Source organism: Deltaproteobacteria bacterium (assembly GCA_020848905.1).
GTDB lineage: Bacteria > Myxococcota_A > Polyangia.
The window spans coordinates 108,536-124,627 of the sequence record JADLHG010000045.1 but is presented as its reverse complement, the minus strand read 5'-3'; the positions used below and the strand labels follow the sequence as shown (position 1 = coordinate 124,627).

The following is a 16,092-nucleotide window of genomic DNA, read 5'->3' as shown; positions in this document are numbered from 1 at the left end:
CGCGCTCGGCCGCGTTTTGACCGGCCCGCGACGAGGATGTTACGATAAATGCCTTCTTTCGAGGCGTGGATTGACCCACCTGACGCGGCGCGAGGCCACGGATCTCCGGCCGGGCACCCCGATCGGCGAGTACCGCGTAGCCCAGGCCCTCGGCCGCGGCGGCATGGGCACCGTCTACGAGGCGATCCACGTCGAACTCGGCCACTCCGTCGCGATCAAGGTGCTGAACGCGGACCGGGTCACGGATCTGCGCACCGTGGCGCGCTTCGAGCAGGAAGGACGCCTGGTGGCGCGCCTCCGGCACCCGAACATCGTCGGCATCGTGACCTGCGGTCAGCTCCCCGACGGGCGCACCTACTACGTCATGGAGCACCTGCGGGGCATCACCTTGCGGCGAAAGCTGCGCGAGGTGGGGGCGCTCTCCCTCGACGAGGCGCTGCCGATCCTCGGCGCGGTGGCGGCGGCGCTGGACGCGGCCCACGCCCAGGGGATCGTGCACCGGGACGTGAAGCCCGAGAACGTCTTTCTGGTCGAAAACCCGACGGGCCCGGAGTCGTGCGCCAAGCTGCTCGACTTCGGCGTGGCGAAGCTCCTGCAGACCGAGGACCGGATCACGACGGTGGAGACCCAGACGGGCCACATCCCCGGCTCCCCGCACTACATGTCGCCCGAACACTGCCGCGGTCGCGCGGTGGACGGCCGCTCCGACGTCTACTCGCTCGGGGTGGTGGCCTTCGAGCTCCTCTGCGGCGCGCGCCCCTTCGACGCCGAGACCCTCGGCGAGCTCCTCCTTGCGCAGCAGACCCAGGCCGTCCCGCGGCTCGGTGACCGGGACCCGCAGCTCGCGCCGCTCGATGCGCCTCTCGGCCGCGCGCTCGACAAGCGGCCCGAGGCCCGCTTCGACCGCGCGTCGGAGTTCGTGGAGGCGCTCGCCGCCCACCGAGACGCACGCGGCGGGCGCTCGGCTAGGAACGGCGCCGCGAGGCGCCCCGCGCCATCGCGTCACCCGACGAACCGAACGCTGCCTCTGCCGCCCGGCCGCGCCGCGCGTCCCACGCCCGCGACGTTGACCGCGATCGAGGGGCGACCCACCGCAGGCCGCTGGTGGGCCTTGCTCGCCGTCTCCGCTACGGCCCTCGTCGTGGCCGCGAGCCTCGCGGTGTGGCGCTTCACGCGGGTGCGGCAACCCGCGTCGCCCACTGCGTACGGCAGCGCTCTCGCCTCCCGCCCCGCGCCGGCCGCCGCCTCCCGCGCGGCGGACGCGACGCGAGACGACTCGCCGGACGCGCAGGTCCTGGCGCGAGCGGATTCGCTGCGCCCGAGCGCCCCAGCGGCCGTTTCGCCGGGCCCGTCGCCGTCGAAGGCGCGCCGGGCCACTGGGCCTGCCCGCGCTCCAAAGCGAAAGCGCCGGCCGAACCCCGCGCGCGGCGACGTGGTCCCCGACCTGCCGGTGCGCTTCTGATGCGTGCCCTCCTCGCCCCGCGCTCGGTGGCCACGAGCGCGCTCCTCGTCGGGCTCCTCGCCGCCACCTCGGGCCGGGCCGACGAGCTGGAGGCCCAGCTCGCGCGGCAGAAGGAGGCGGCCTACGCGTCCTTCGAGCTCGGGCGCTACGCCGACGCCATCGCCGCCTTTCAGCGCGCGTACGGCCTGCGCCGCGACCCGCGCCTGCTCTACAACCTCGGTCTCTCCTACTACAAGAAGCACGAGCTGGAGGGCCTGGCGCCGGATCTCGTGCAGGCCCGCGAGCACTTCCGGCGCTTCCTCGCGCTCGTCTCGCCGCACGCGTACCCGCGGGAGAGCGCACGCATCCTCAAGGTGCGGGCGCTCGCGACGGGATACCTCGCGGCCATCTCGCGCAAGGAGGCCTCGACGCAGGTGACGCCACCCGGACCCGGACCCTCTCACCGCCCCGTCCCGGCTCCCCGGCGTTCCCCTTCCCCCTCGGTCGCGTCGCCGAACGTCGCGTCGCCGAACGTCGCGTCGTCACCCGCGCCGGCCCCGACTCCGCCTCCGCCCCGCCGTCGCGCCTGGGCCCACTGGCTGCTCTACGGCGTGACGGGCGCGGCAGGCCTCGCGGCGGCGGTGACGGGCGGCCTCGCGCTCCGCGCCGCGAGCCAATCGGAGGAGCTCGGCGCGGCGGGCGACCGTGCGGGGGCGAACGAACGGGCCAGCCGGTCGAGAGCGCTGGCCCTCGGCACCGACGTGCTGTTCGTCAGCGCCGCCGTGACGGTCACCGTGGCCGCCCTCCTGCACTGGCGCAGCCACCGCCGAGAGCCGCGCCTGCGCGCAACCCTCGGCGGTGTGGTTATGGGGTGGGCTTTCTAGAACGTCTCGTCTCTTACGCGGAGGCGGGGGCGGGGGCGGGGCCGGTCAGTGGCAGACCATCGTGCCGCTGTCGGTGAAGGTCTTGCCCGGCTCGGGGAGGAACTTCCAGTCGACGCTGCCGGGGCGCAGGGTCAGGCGCAGCACTCCGTAGGTGTCGGCGTTGCGCACCTCGCTGTTGGCGATGGTGGCGTTGAAGCCGTAGTGGTTCTTGCCGCCCGTCCCGACCACGAACTGGCGCAAGCCGCGCGCCGGGTCCGCGGCCCCCGACGCCGTCTGCGGGGCGAAGCGCTCGTAGTCGTGATCGTGCCCCGAGAGCACGAGCTCGGCGTTGTAGTCGTAGAGCGCCTGCCAGAGCTCGGTCATGGTGGTGTGGCTCCCGTGCTGCCCCGAGCTGAAGCGCGGATGGTGCCAGTAGGCGAGCGTGCACTTCGTGGGGTGCGCGGCCAGGTCGGCCCTGAGCCAGCGCTCCTGCGGAGAACCGGCCCCGCAGCCACCGGCCTTCGAGCAGTTGCTGTTCAGCACCACCACGTGCCAGGTCCCCACGTCGTAGCTGTAGTAGCCCTTCGCCGGGTCCCCCGCCGCCGCGCCGAAGTAGCCGAAGTAGCCCGCGGCCCCCGCCGTGAGGTACTCGTGGTTGCCGACCGCCGGGGCGCTCTTGGCCTTCAGTCGACCCCAGCTCGGGTCGTAGGAGGCCATGTACTTGGCGAGGGTGCCGTCCTCGTACTGGATGTCCCCGAGGACCAGCACCTTGGCCAGGTTCGGAATTGCGAGCATGAGATCGGAGGTCGCCATCTGCCGGCAGTTGTTCGTCGTCCCTCTGCCCCCGTTGAAGTTCCCGTCGCTCGGGTCGCAGGCGATGTCCCCCGCCGCCGCCACGATCGGATCGCTCGAGCTGGGCGGAGCGCTGTCCGCGGTCACGATGCGAGCGTCCGGCTGCGATGCGCCGGCGTCCGGCCGCACGACCGCGGCGTCGGGAGTCGAGGTGATGCCTCCAGAGCCCGGCACGGCGTGGAGCGCGTCCAGGTACGCTCCGTCCCCCGAGGCCGTGGCCCATTCGCTGGCGCTCTCCACGGCCGTCCCCTCGCCCCACTCGTTGAAGGTGGTCACGAGCTGCCAGTTGGCCCCGGAAGCCACCATGTCCCGCACGTTCTGCTGGAAGCGCGCCAGGTCTCTCCCGAGCCGCGTCGGGTCCCCCACCTTGTCGAAGCCCGGACTGATGGCGTACGAGTGCGGGAGCTGGGAGTCCGTGGCCACGGCCGGCGCGTACTGGTGCCAGCCGTCCGGCTGACTCGCGCAGGTCCGATAGCCGGAGAAGACCTTGAGGACCACGTACGCGCCCACGGTGTTGGCCTGCTTCCAGCGCTGCGCCATGGCGCACCCGTCCGCGCCGTCGGTGTAGACGAAAACCACGAAGCGGCCACCGATCCGCAGGAAGCTCGGGTCGCTCGCGTAGCGGTCGCGGATGTGCGTGAGGTGCGCGGTGATCGTGCTCGGGCTCGGATCTCCCTGGCTCTCGAGCTCGTAGTAGAGGCTCCACTTGAAGCTCGTGCCGTGCGCGGCCGAGAGCAGGCCCGGCACCTTCGTGTCGGTGTGGTGCCCGGGTCCCCACCAGGAGGAGATACCGGCTTGAACGTGTCCGTACTGCATCGAGCGGATGTGCTTGGACAGCGTCTGCGCGTCGCGCGCGCTGTAGTAGCCGAGCGTCGGGTGGTACTTCGTGTAGGGATAGATTCCGCTCTGCGTCCAGGCCTCGGGGAACCAGGGATAGTAGAAGGCCGCCCGGATCGGGAAGCGGAGCTCCCCGGTCGGGGTCGCCGCGTCGGCCGTGCCACCCGAGCCGCTGTCTCGCGCCACGCCGGCGTCAGCGATGACTCCCGCGTCAGGCGTCGCTCCGGCCAGCGTCAGCACGAGTCGCGGCCCCTGCGCTCCCGTCTCGCGGGACGAGAAGGCGAACCCGTCCGTGGAACGCGGGAGCACCGCGAGCGAGACCACCGTCTGCCCCACGACCCCCGAGGTCACGTCCACCTCGACCCAGCTCGACGCCGAGGCGCGAGCGATCGAGGCCACCACGGCCCCCGTCATCGCGGGGCGCGTGTTCCAAGTGACGTCGCTTTCGCTCCAGCTCGTAGCGTTCATCGACACCAGGTCGGCCGCGTTCCCCGATGGGTTCACCACGTAGACGAGGAGCTTGGCGGAGACGACCGTGCTGCCCGAAGGGATGCGGAAGCGGAGCAGCCCTTGCTTCGTGGTGCCGCTCGCGTCCCGGTCGGCCTGGACCGAGACCGCACCGCCGTAGGCCCTCGAGGCGTAGCTGCCCGAGCGCACGTAGGTGTCGGCCTCGGGGAGGACGACGACGCTCCCTGCCGCGTAGCTCGCGACCGGAGCGCCCGCCGCAACCTCCAGGTCCTCGTCGGTGTCGATGGGACTCTCGCTGCAGGCCGCGACCAGCCCCGCCACGACGACCCACGAAACAGACATGCTCAGCCTTCGCATCCGTGTGCCTCCCTGGGGTGAAACGAGGTTCGTTGCGGGAGGAGCATTGCAGCGGCCGCGCCAGGGCCTCACCCAAGGAGATCCTTCGGTTTTTTTGTGGGACGGCGGGGGTCGCGACCTCGGGCGTCAACCGCGAGTTGACAGCGTCGGACCCCTGCCCGTGGGCTCTACGTTGCTTTACTGATGAGGCGCGAGATCCAGAGCTCGAGCCGGGTGGCTCGGCGGGCCGGAATCGAGAGGTCCCACTCCTTGGCGAAGCGCGCCTCGACCTGCGCAGGCGCCCGTCCGCCCCGCACCTCCAGGCAGGACTCGCGGACGGTGCTGAAGCCCCCGTGGGTCCAGTTCATGGAACCGGCCAGGAGCAGCTCCCCATCCACCGTCACGGCCTTGAGGTGCGTGACGCGCGCGTCCTTCCGCGGCTTGCGCATGCGCACCTCGATCCCTGCCGCCAGCAGGCGATCGCGCGCGAGGACGGTCAGGAGCCCGAAGGCCACCGGGTCGAGCAGCACCTTGACCTTCACCCCGCGGTGATGCGCCTTCACCAGCGCCTCGGCGGCGTCGAGGTCATCGAACTCGTCGAGCTGCACGTGGATGCTCTTCTTCGCGCGGCGCAGCAGAGGAAAGAGCGCTTCGACTCCCGTTCGTCGCCCGGGGCCGTTGCCCACGAGCCGGGCCCGCCCGTCGCCATCGGCCGGCGGGATGGGCGTGCGCGTCAGTCTCGCGCCGAGGTGCACCGGCTGCACGGTCGCGGCGAGCCCGGGCTGCCGCGCGATGGCGTAGTCCAGGTCGAACTGGTCCGCCAGGTTCCTCGCCACGGGGCCCGCCACCTTCATCATCAGATCGTGCCAGTTGTCGAAGCGCGTGCCGACGTTCGTGCTGCCCACGATGGCCTCCCGCTCGTCGATCACCACGTACTTGTTGTGGTCGAGCGTGCGCCGCTTGTAGACCGCGGAGTGGGGACTGCCGTAGAGGAGCCGGACGCCCGCCTTCTTGAGCTTGCGTACCACGAGCAGCGTGGCGAGCTGCTGCTCCGGCGTCGTACCGAGCGCCCCATCGAGGAGCACGCGCACGTCGAGGCCGGCCCGATGCTTGGCGATCAGCGTGTCGGCGATGCGCATCGCCCGCCGACCCCAGAAGATGTAGAAGTCGAGCCGGATGGAGCGCGTGGCGCGCTTCACGATCGCCTCGAGCTCGGTGAAGGCCTGCTTGTCGAAGAGCACGTCGACGCGGTTCTTCGTGAAACGTGGCGTGGGGGGCCGCAGCGGCGCGTAAACGGCAAGCCCCGCTTCGGGCCCCGACCTGGACTCGGCAGCGCTCGGCCAGGCCGACCCGAGCACGGCCAGCACGCCAAGCACAGCCCTACACCGAGCGCGGTTCTGCATGCGCCAGCGTCGCTCCTGCTAAGTGGAAAAGGGGCGTAATGCAGGAGCCGCACCGACCGTCGGTGCTTGAAATGGTGGGCAAATACGCGGGCTCCGGCTACCAATTCTCGGAGCCACGACCGACTATCAAGGAGATCGCGCCCGAGGACGGGACGCGCTCGGCCGCGCGCGCGACCTACTTCGCCACGGCCATGATCAGGCCGCTCTGCGTGGTCCAGACCACGCGCCGCCCGAGGATCGCCAGGCGACCCACGGCCGAGGAGCTCGTGGCGAGCAGAGAGCGCGCGCCTCCACCGACGGGGGCTCGAAAGATGGCGCCGCCTTGATCGGCCCAGTAGACGCGATCGCCATCCACGGCCACGGCACGAAGCCGGCCTCCATCCGAAGACACGACCGCCGTGGCCGGCCCGCCGCTCCTCGACACGCGCTGGATGGAGCTCCCGTCGGCAAAGTAGACCAGCTCTCCTGCGAGCACGAACGGGCCGCTGACCTTCGTCAGCTCGTTCGGGTCCGGCGGCGTCCCCCCCCTGAGCGGCAGCCTCCAGATCCCCCCCGAGGAGGAGCCCAGATAGTACGCCTCGGCGTCGATCGCCGAGCCGGCTGGATACCAGAAGGTAGAATGCTTCGACACGGGCGACGGCATTCCTCCCCCGACGGACAGCCGGTGGAGCGCACCCTCGTCCAGCCAGTAGAGCTCGCCGCCCGACACCTCCAGGCCTCCGGGGCGATAGAGCCTCTCGGCGAGGGCCACGGGGGCGCCGCTCGTGAGCCCCGCCTTGTAGACCGAGCCGTTCTTTCCGTTCCCCTCCTGGTCCACGTTCGTCCAGTACACCGACGCGTCGTCCACCGTCAGACTGAAGGGGCCGAGCTGCTCCGCGGCCACGACGCGCGGGGCACCGCCCGACGGGGGCAGGTGCACGACGTTCCCCTGGGGCATCCAGCGGGTCCAGTAGAGGCCCGTCTTCGCGGCGGCGAAATCGGCGATGCCGAGCTGGTCCGAGGCCAGCACCGTCGGCTCGCACGTACCGAGCTTGCACGCACCGCCCGCGCAGTCGCGGCCGCAGCCGCCGCAGTGTGCCGGGTCGTTGAGCGTGTCCACGCAGGCCCCAGCGCACGCCGCGAAGCCGCCGTAGCAGCGGCCCGGTGCTCCGCCAGCGTCCACGCGCGCGCCGCCCGACGTCGTCCCTCCGTCGACGAAAGGGGCCGGAAGGAGCGCCGTTCGCCCCCCACAGGAGAGCGTGGCCACGAGAAGCGCTGCCCCTGCGACCGCGGCCCCGCGCCCCAGCGCCGTCATCGCGCCCACCGGCCAATGGCACCGGGCGGATTCGGTCCGGGCGGCGCCAGGTAGCTCGCGTCCGTCGGATCGATCCCCCCCATCGACCAGTACACCGCGGTGCCCGTCACCAGCAGATCGCGCACCCCCGTTTGCCCCGTGGCGATGACCTCCGGCACACCCGCTCCCGGAGCAAGGGAGTAGATCGAGGTCGCCTCCTCCTCGAGCCAGAAGAGCTGACTGCCGTCCACGCGCAGGGCGCCCGGCTTCACCCGTCCCAGGGCCACCGCGGCGAGTTTTCCTCCGGCTCGCGGCGCGCTGAGAAGTCGCCCCCAGTAGAAGTCCGATACCACGAGGCGATCCCCGGCGAGCACGATGCCGTTCAGGTCGCCCGAGCCGCTCGCGAGGAGCTGGACCGCGCCCGTGGACCTGGACACCCGGCAGACCTGCCCCTCGGGGACTCCGCTCGGGTTCGCGGCACCGACCCAGAAGACCGCGTCCCCGTCGACCGCCGCCGCCATCGGGCGCATGAGGCACGGCGCGGTGGAGATCGAACGCGCGGCTCCGCCGTTCAGAGCGCGCCAGAACAGAGACGGTGGGCCGCCGCCTTCGCGATAGGAAAACCCGACGAGAACGCGTCCATCGGTCGCGACGGCCGTGACATCCGAGGCCCCGAACACGGGGACCTCCGCGCCCCCTTCGAGCGGGATCTTGACGAAGCCGCCGTCGACTGCGAGGTAGAGGAACCCGTCCGTCGCGAGAAGTGGACGGCAGCGACCCGTGCAGCTGTGAATGACCGTCGTCGAGCCACCGCGCGTCGGCACCCGCAGGATCTGCTGCGAGCGCGGGCGCGGCTCCTGCCCCGGAGGCGTGGCGGGCACGACCACCTGGGCGACGTAGAGCCACTCGCCCTCCACCACCAGCCCCTCGGGGAAAAAGAGTCCGCTGGCCAGCCGCTGCGGCTGACATCGCCCCCGCTCGCAGCTGCCCCCAAGACAGCCGTGGCCACAGCGCCCGCAATGGTCCGGGTTCGTGCGGTAGTCGACGCACCGATCGCGGCACATCCGTTCCCCGGCCGGGCAGACGTACAGGCTGTCCGGAGGAACGGCATCTCGGCTCGGGCCCGGACCGGGCAGCTGCGCATCGAGCGCACCCGGAGCGGGGGTGCCCGGGCAGCCCGGGAGCGAGGCCAGGACCAGGCTGCAGGCCAGCACGCCCACGCCTCGTCCCCGTTGCGCCTTCAAGACCGGCATCATCGGTGGCGGTACCACGCTCCAGAGCGGGGCGGCAAGTGACCCCGGCGGCCAGCGGCCAAGGTGACCGTGTCTAGAGCCCGCGGCTCCACTCCGGGCGCAAGGGAACGCTCCCCTCGAGCGCGGCATCGATCAGGGCCACGATGCGCTCGCGATCGCGCGGCAGCTCGCCGCGGAGCGGAAGGTAGTTCGAGGCGTGGTTGGTGCGGAAGGTGGCGGCCGTCGGTCGGGCCTCGTCCACGAGCACGCGCAGCTCGCGGAGCAGCTCCGCCGGCCCGGGGAGCACGAAGCGTCCGCGCTCCTCGAGCCGCGCCTGGGGCGTGCCGGGCAGCACGGTGAGCGTCAGCGCCGAGGCGAACCGCGGGTCCATGGCGGTGAGCAGCCGGGCCGAGGCTCGGGCGTGCGCCTCGCTCCGCTCGCGGCCCCCCACCCCGAGGAGGAAGATCACCGAGAGCTCCAGGCCCGCGTCGTGCGCGCGCCGGGCGGCCGCCTCGTGCTCGGCGAACCCCGCGCCCTTCGCGACGCGACGGAGCGTTTCGTCGTCGCCCGACTCGGGCCCGAGGTAGAGGCGCGCGAGCCCGAGCTCCCGCAGGCGGGAGAGCTCCTCGGGGCTCTTCTCGAGCACGTTCTGCGCCGTGGCGTAGGTGCTGACGCGCTTCAGGCGGGGAAAGGCGCGGCGGCAGGCCTCGAGCAGCGGCTCCCACGCACCGAAACCCATGGCCAGCGGATCGCCGTCCGCCACGAAGACCTTCTCCACCGCCTCGCCGTGCCTCGCCGCCACGGCCTCCACGTCGCACAGCACCTCGCGCGTCTCGCGCACCCGGTAGCGCTTGTCGCGGTACATGCGGCAGTAGGTGCACGCGTTGTGCGAGCACCCGATCGTGGCCTGCAGGATGAACGCGTCCGCTTCGCTCGGCGGTCGATAGATGTCGCCCTCGTGGGCCATGGAAAAGATCTGTGTCACATTTGCCCCCGCTTGCGAAGGCTCGCCGCCTCGGAATGCTCGTTCACCCGCCCCAGGAGAGGTGCCCCGTGACCTGTCGATGGTTTTCCCCCATGGCCGCCCGAGCTGCGCTCTGCGTTACCCTGGTCCTCCTCGTAGGAGGGTGCTCGGACAGCGGCGCACGCCTGCCGGACGGAGCCGTTGCGCCGGACGCGGGACCCAGCACCGACGCCGCGGGCACGGCGGACACAGGACCCGCGAGGGACCTCGGGCCCTCCCCCGACCAGGGCTCGGCGCGCGACGCGGCAGCGTCGAAGGACACGGCGCCGGCCACCGACGGAGCGCCACCGGCCGCCGACGGCGCCCCGCCGGTCTCGTGCACGCCCCCCGAGGTGAAGTGCAGCCCCGACGGAAAGAAGCTCCTCTCCTGCCGGAGCGACGGGTCGGCCTACGACGAGGCCGCCTGCGAGGATGGCTGCGACGCCACGGCCAAGCCCGCCGTCTGCAAGGCCACGGACCTCTCCGGCTGGCAGATCGTGCAGTTCCCCCTCACCGATTCCTCGCAGGCCCCCGCTTCCTACACCTTCGCGAGCCAGGGGCTGAAGGCCACCCAGACGGTGAACGCCGATCCCTCGGTCCTGCTGCACAACAAGGTCTTCGGCGCGGTCACCGTGCGCGGGCGCTTCACCGTCGCATCGACCGTCACCGACGACGATTTGATCGGGTTCGTCTTCGGCTGGCAGGACGCGTCCCACTTCTATCTCTTCGACTGGAAGGGAGCGACGCAGAGCAATGGAACGTGCGGCGTGGCCACCGCGGGCATGACCGTCAAGGTCATGTCGCAGGCCACCAAATCCACCTTGTGCAAGGATTTCTGGCCCTCCGCGGGGAGCGCGGGGATGAAGGTCCTCTCCCCCGTCTCCGCGAACCTGGGGGGCTGGGTGAAGGGCAAGCCCTACGACTTCGAGCTCGTCTTCGGCGGGGGCAAGTTCACCATCACCGTCCGCGACGGAACCACGGTGAAGGCCACCATCTCGGTGACCGACAGCACCTTCACGAGCGGGAAGTTCGGCTTCTACAATTACTCGCAGAACGCCGTGACCTACGAGTCCTTCCAGTTCTCTACCCCCTGACCTCTAACTCCGGGGTCGCCTCCAACACCTCGGGGACCGAGCTTCGTAGCGCCCACCGGTGACGCCGGAGTCCGTTTCGCCCCACGCCCCACGCGCTCGGCCGCCATCCCCTTGATCCTCCTCGGGGTCGGGGCCCGATCGTCGGCCCTGTTCCCGGCACGACCACTGCACAGGGCCTCGGGGAACCCCGCGCATAGCCTTCCTTGCCGATGAGCCCGTCGGCTCTCCGGCGGCGAAGGTCTGCGCGCAGCACGCACGAAGGATCGGTGATCATGAAGCGACGTGCGCTCCCCTGCTTCCTCCTCGGGCTCCTCGCGGCCGGCTGCGGCGAGGACCGCGAGTTGGACCGAACCCCCAGCACCGGAGGCTCCCGAGACGGCGGTGCCGGCGTGCTCGCGACCAGGGACGGTGGACCGCGCGATCAACGCAGCCACGACGGCGACGGGGCACGGGACGGGGCACGGGATGGCGCAGGGGACGGTGCAGGGGACGGCGCGTTCGACGGAGCGGCGGTGGCGAGCTGCCTTTCCCCGTTGCCATCGATGAAAGAGGCCTCTCCGCCCACCCCCGCCGACACCTGCGACTGGATGGACTGGAACCTCTCCACCGACGGCTTCTATCTGATCTCGCAGTTCGGCACCACCGCCGACGACACCACCATGGGGCGCGGCACGAGCTGCAGCGGCCTCCTCGTGCACTACATGAACTGGTGCTGCATGTACGACCAGCACCAGAAGGCCTGCGTGGACGGACAGACCCCGCAGTTTCTGAAGTGCCACAGCTGGAAGGATCCCCACCTGCCCAAGATCCCGTGGATCAAGGGCACCGTCGACTACGCCTACGGCACGGTCGTGAACCGCGTCTGGAACTACTTCTACGACCGCAAGGGCAACCTGAAGCCCGCCGCCGAGACCATGAACTTCCCCTACCCGGAGTACTTCTACGTCGCCGGGGCCCAGCGCTTCGGCTGCGGCACCACGCTCCGGGTGACCAACACCGAGAACGGGCGCTGCGTCGTGGCCTACGTCGAGGACGGCGGACCCGGGTCGGCCTACGAGCAGGCGGGCCGCGGAGGGCGCCGCATCCTCGACTCGTCGCCCGCGCTGCACCGGTATCTCGGCAACAAGAAGTCGGGCTGGGCGAACTCGAGCCTGCTCCACGTCGAATGGGGCCTGCCCGGCGATAGGCCCGGTCAGCCCTGCACGCCGTGCCAGTCCACGCCCGCAAAGCGCGGCACGGAAGACCGCCGATCGATCTACGACATCAACCACTACGAAGGGGCCAGAGCGGGAGCCGGGTGTCGCTGAGGCCCGGCGCGCCGAACCCTGGCTGACGAGCAAACGACCACACGCGGAGGGCCCTCCAAGCCTCTGCGACACGAGCAGAGGAGGCGATCATGTCTCGATCCACGATGAGCGGTGCAGTCTGCGTGCTGACCCTGGTGTCCCTGGGCGTGCCGGCGGGCGCGAGAGGCGTCGGAGCGCACGGCGAAGAGCGGCGTGTGGCACCCGTGGTGGTCACGAACCAGACCACCGCCGCCAAGGCCCGGCCGCTGTCGACCCGCGTGCGAGACGCTGCGCGGGCGGTGCGGGATGGCGCCCTCCGGGCCGGTGGCGTGGCGGTCCCGCTCGTCGCCGGAGGTCTCACCTACAGCTTGATGACCCGGAGCGGCCTCCCCGCCTTCGCCTCGGGCTCCACCTCCTACGTGGTGGCCAACGCCGTAGACTTCGCCCTGCACCCCAAGCGTCAGCGGGAGGAGGTCGTGGTCGAGGGGGCCAAGCTCGTCGTGGGAGCCCTTGGCGCCGGCGCCGCGGCTCACGTCCTGCGCGACGTCGCGTGGCCCTCCGCCCTCTCGCCCCAGACCGGCGCCGTCGGCGCGGCCATCCTGCGCGGCACGCTCTTCGACGCGGCCCGAGGAGCCGTGCTCAGGGCCACCGGCGCGGCGACGCACTGGGTCGTGCGCATGGCCGGCGTCCTTGGACTCACCGCGTACAATCAGGCCCACTACTGGTAGCCGTCGATCTCGGGGCCCGGCTCTCCAACACCCGCGGGAAGCAGGTTGAGAGAGCCCGCTTCCCCGTCGGAGAACCGGCCCCACCGACCCCTTCCGTACGAGCTGGCCAAGCCCCCGATTCGTCAGCATCCCGCACCCCAGAGGCGAGGTCTTCTGTGGGCACGACCCGTGCACAGGCGCTCAGCCACGTCACCAGTCAGTCCTCTCCGCACCCGAAGTGCCAGCCGGCGCTCCGCGCCGCGCGGGGGGCTAGCCCGAAGGGAGGAGATCGGCTCATGTCCCGATTCGTCGTGTCTTGCCTCGGCCTCGCTCTGCTCACGATCGGCTGCGGAGAGGGGGACGAGTCCTCCCGCACCGCCAGTCGCGTTCCCGACCCCGACCCGGACGGCGGCGTCGCTGCCAAGCGTGACGGCGGAGATGCTCGAACGAGCCCCGACTGGCGGCCGGGTCTTCCCGAGCACACCTGCCTGGCCACGCTTCCGCCGAAGATCGAGGCCTTTCCCCCGACGTTCGCCGACACCTGCGACTGGATGGACTGGAACCTCTCGTCGGACGGCTTCTATCACATCTCCCGCTTCGGCACGTCCGAGGACAAGACGACCTGGGGCCGCGTCTCCACCTGCGGGGGCCTGCAGCAGCACTACGACCGCTGGTGCTGCCTCTACGACATCCACACCAAGTCGTGCGCCGACGGGCAGACGCCCCAGTACCACAAGTGCGGCCGCAAGGACCCCCGCATCCCCAAGATCCCCTGGGCCGCAGGCCACGTGACCTACGACGCCGGCCCCTTCATCGGCTGGGTCTCGGGCTACTTCTTCGACGGCAAGGGCAACCTCAAGCCCGCCGCCGAAACGATGAACTTCCCCCATCCGGAGTACTTCTACATCGCGGACGCCCAGCGCTTCGGCTGCGGGGCGGTGCTTCGCATGACCAACACCGAGAACGGACGCTGCATCGTGGTCTTCACCGAGGACAGTGGCCCCGGCGCCAGGTACGAACAAGCCGACCGCGGCGGCCGACGCATCATCGACTCCTCTCCCGCCGTGCACCGCTACCTGGGCAAGACCAAGTACGGCTGGGCCAACGCGACGCTCCTCTACGTGGAATGGGGTCTGCCCGGCGACCGTCCGGGCCAGCCGTGCACCCCCTGCCAGTCCACCCCCGCCATGCGCGGGACCGAGAAGTTCCGCACCGCCTTCGACGTGAACCACTTCGACGGCGGCAAGAACGGCATGGGCTGCCGGTAACGGACCCCTCGGGCAGACCGACCGTCGAACGCGTCGCAAACTGCCCGCGTTTCGAAGTGGCCTTCCGGTTCTCGGAGCCTCGCTCCGACCTTCCCTCCCCTCATTTCCCCGACCTGCGTGCCGCGCGGCCGGCGGTTCGGTTCTTGCCCCTACCTCGCCTCCGAGTGTCCGGATCGCAGCCGGCCCTTGATCGAAGGTGAGCGACGGTGGCTCTCACCGTCTCTCGTGGGTCAACGACGAGCGCAGGAGATCGCGATGAGAAGCTACCTTCTTGCCCTGTGGTCCGTGGTGTCCCTCGCGGCCGGCGCCGCGAACGCCGCCGAGCCCAAGGCCAGACCGCCCCTCCAGACCGAGCGTGAGGTGCAGAAGGCGGTACAAAACCGGGGCCTGCCGCACGGCCACCCCATGCGTCAGGCGCTCTATCGCCTGAACCGACTCTGGGGCGACGCGAACATCATGGACGGTCGGGTCAAGGCCTTCAGCGGCCGGATCGCCGCTCCGCGAGGAGGTGCTTCGCCAGCCGAACTGCAAACGTGGGCGAAGCAGGTCCTCACCACGGCCCTCATCGTCGACGAGGAGCCCGCAGCGCAGCGATCGAAGGTCTTCCTGCGGACGAAGGGCGCCATCCTCGACACCGCCAAGCGCGTGGCCCGGGACGGCTTCTGCTACGCCCCGGAGAACGAGGCAGACCTGCTCGACCTCAAGAAGGCTATCGGCCGCAATGTGAAGCGACTCGGCGCCGAGGACCGCGTCCAACGCGTTCTCACGGTGGGGCAGGTGAACGTCGGAACCGCGGACGAGCCCGAGTTCCGCCGCGCCACCGTGAGCCTCTTCCTCGGCCCCGACTCGGGCACCTTCGTCGGCTTCTATACGCGCGAGGGAAGCTACTAAACATGGTCACCTTGATCACGTAGCAGCGTGTTTCTGGGTAGGTCTCTCGCCCCCCCGACTCTACGCTGCCTGCACCGCCTCGTCGGCCTCTCCGCCCTCACCCTCGTCCTCCCCCTTCGCCGTGCTCTCCGCGCTCCGCGCGAGAGACAACACGTGCGCCGCCAGCTTCTCCCGCACCTCGGGCCGCTCTGCGAGCCAACGGCACGCCGCCGGTCGCCCCTGCCCTAGCTGGTGCTCGCCGAGGGCGAACCACGCCCCGCTCTTCTGCACCACCCCCTTGTCGATCGCCAGGTCCAGCACCTCAGCCTCCCGATGCACTCCCTTGCCGTACACGATGTCGAGCTCCGCGGTGCGAAACGGCGGCGCGAGCTTGTTCTTCACCACCTTGACCCGCGTGCGGTTCCCCACCATTTGCTCGCCCTCTTTGAGCGCCCCGATGCGCGCCACCTCGAGACGCACGCTCGCGTAGAACTTGAGCGCCGTCCCGCCCGTCGTGGTCACGTTGCTCCCGTAGGTCACGCCGATCTTCTGCCGCGTCTGGTTGATGAAGAGGATGCTCGTGCCCTGGCGGAACGCGCCTCCGGTCAGCTTGCGCATCGCCTGGCTCATCAGCCGCGCCTGCAGCCCCATGTGCGTCTCTCCCATCTCTCCCTCGATCTCAGCCTTCGGAACGAGCGCCGCCACCGAATCCACCACCACGAGCGCCACGGCGCCCGACCGCACCAGATGATCCGCCACCTCCAGCGCCTGCTCCCCGTAGTCCGGCTGACTCACCAGCAGCTCGCGCAGGTCCACGCCGAGCGCCTGCGCGTAGCCCACGTCGAGCGCGTGCTCGGCGTCGATGAAGGCGCAGATGCCGCCGGCCGCCTGCATCTGCGCGATGGCGTGCAGGGCCAGCGTCGTCTTCCCCGACGACTCCGGACCGTAGATCTCGATCAGGCGCCCCTTCGGCAGCCCTCCCACCCCGAGCGCGACGTCCAGCATCAGAGACCCGCTCGAGAAGGTCTCCACCGCCTGACCTCCGTTCCCCTCTCCGAGGGTCATGATGGCTCCCTTGCCGAACTGCTTCTCGATCGCCGCCACCGCGCCCGCGATCGCCTTCAGCCGTGGACTGCTCTTCGCCATGGTCTCCTCCCTT

The 16,092-nt window shown here is 70.8% G+C and carries 13 protein-coding genes; 7 read left to right on the top strand and 6 right to left on the bottom strand.

The annotated features are described in order from the left end of the window. Window positions 1–70: 70 nt before the first annotated feature. Window positions 71–1,462 carry a protein kinase gene (locus tag IT371_20445; GenBank protein ID MCC6750047.1) on the top strand — a complete coding sequence of 464 codons (1,392 nt, stop codon included), beginning with the start codon at window positions 71–73 and terminating at the stop codon, window positions 1,460–1,462. Beyond that, a complete protein-coding gene (locus IT371_20440) occupies window positions 1,462–2,325 on the top strand; it encodes a hypothetical protein (GenBank protein MCC6750046.1) in 864 nt (287 codons plus the stop codon). Before IT371_20445 ends, IT371_20440 begins: the two co-directional genes overlap by 1 nt. Window positions 2,326–2,370: 45 nt before the next feature. Here IT371_20440 and IT371_20435 read toward each other — a convergent pair whose 3' ends face one another. The 5 genes from IT371_20435 to IT371_20415 all read right to left on the bottom strand — a co-directional run bounded on the left by IT371_20435 (window position 2,371) and on the right by IT371_20415 (window position 9,672). Then, window positions 2,371–4,803, bottom strand: coding sequence for a DNRLRE domain-containing protein (locus IT371_20435; GenBank protein ID MCC6750045.1), 2,433 nt, complete (start codon window positions 4,801–4,803; stop codon window positions 2,371–2,373). Window positions 4,804–4,985: 182 nt separating this feature from the next. Continuing rightward, the gene (locus IT371_20430; GenBank protein MCC6750044.1) at window positions 4,986–6,200 is read right to left on the bottom strand and encodes a phosphatidylserine/phosphatidylglycerophosphate/cardiolipin synthase family protein; all 1,215 of its coding nucleotides are present in this window, start codon (window positions 6,198–6,200) and stop codon (window positions 4,986–4,988) included. A gap of 175 nt (window positions 6,201–6,375) precedes the next feature. Beyond that, the gene (locus tag IT371_20425; GenBank protein MCC6750043.1) at window positions 6,376–7,494 is read right to left on the bottom strand and encodes a hypothetical protein; all 1,119 of its coding nucleotides are present in this window, start codon (window positions 7,492–7,494) and stop codon (window positions 6,376–6,378) included. Further along, on the bottom strand, window positions 7,491–8,717 hold the full coding sequence (locus IT371_20420; protein MCC6750042.1) for a hypothetical protein: 1,227 nt from the start codon (window positions 8,715–8,717) through the stop codon (window positions 7,491–7,493). The genes IT371_20425 and IT371_20420 overlap by 4 nt, the downstream gene beginning before the upstream one ends. 82 nt (window positions 8,718–8,799) lie before the next feature. Beyond that, entirely contained in the window at window positions 8,800–9,672 is an 873-nt protein-coding gene (locus IT371_20415; GenBank protein MCC6750041.1) for a radical SAM protein, read from the bottom strand. Window positions 9,673–9,782: 110 nt separating this feature from the next. Here IT371_20415 and IT371_20410 point away from each other — a divergent pair, with 110 nt between their 5' ends. The 5 genes from IT371_20410 (at window position 9,783) to IT371_20390 (ending at window position 14,954) form a co-directional block, all read left to right on the top strand. Beyond that, a complete protein-coding gene (locus IT371_20410; GenBank protein ID MCC6750040.1) occupies window positions 9,783–10,802 on the top strand; it encodes a hypothetical protein in 1,020 nt (339 codons plus the stop codon). Between the two features lie 272 nt (window positions 10,803–11,074). After that, window positions 11,075–12,109 carry a hypothetical protein gene (locus tag IT371_20405; GenBank protein MCC6750039.1) on the top strand — a complete coding sequence of 345 codons (1,035 nt, stop codon included), beginning with the start codon at window positions 11,075–11,077 and terminating at the stop codon, window positions 12,107–12,109. Window positions 12,110–12,198: 89 nt separating this feature from the next. Next, entirely contained in the window at window positions 12,199–12,816 is a 618-nt protein-coding gene (locus tag IT371_20400) for a hypothetical protein (GenBank protein ID MCC6750038.1), read from the top strand. Window positions 12,817–13,091: 275 nt separating this feature from the next. Then, on the top strand, window positions 13,092–14,063 hold the full coding sequence (locus tag IT371_20395; GenBank protein MCC6750037.1) for a hypothetical protein: 972 nt from the start codon (window positions 13,092–13,094) through the stop codon (window positions 14,061–14,063). 255 nt (window positions 14,064–14,318) lie between these two features. Further along, window positions 14,319–14,954 carry a hypothetical protein gene (locus tag IT371_20390; protein MCC6750036.1) on the top strand — a complete coding sequence of 212 codons (636 nt, stop codon included), beginning with the start codon at window positions 14,319–14,321 and terminating at the stop codon, window positions 14,952–14,954. 60 nt (window positions 14,955–15,014) lie between these two features. On the opposite strand, the gene recA is transcribed toward IT371_20390, so the two are convergent. Then, on the bottom strand, window positions 15,015–16,079 hold the full coding sequence (gene recA, locus IT371_20385) for a recombinase RecA (protein ID MCC6750035.1): 1,065 nt from the start codon (window positions 16,077–16,079) through the stop codon (window positions 15,015–15,017). Window positions 16,080–16,092 lie beyond the last annotated feature (13 nt).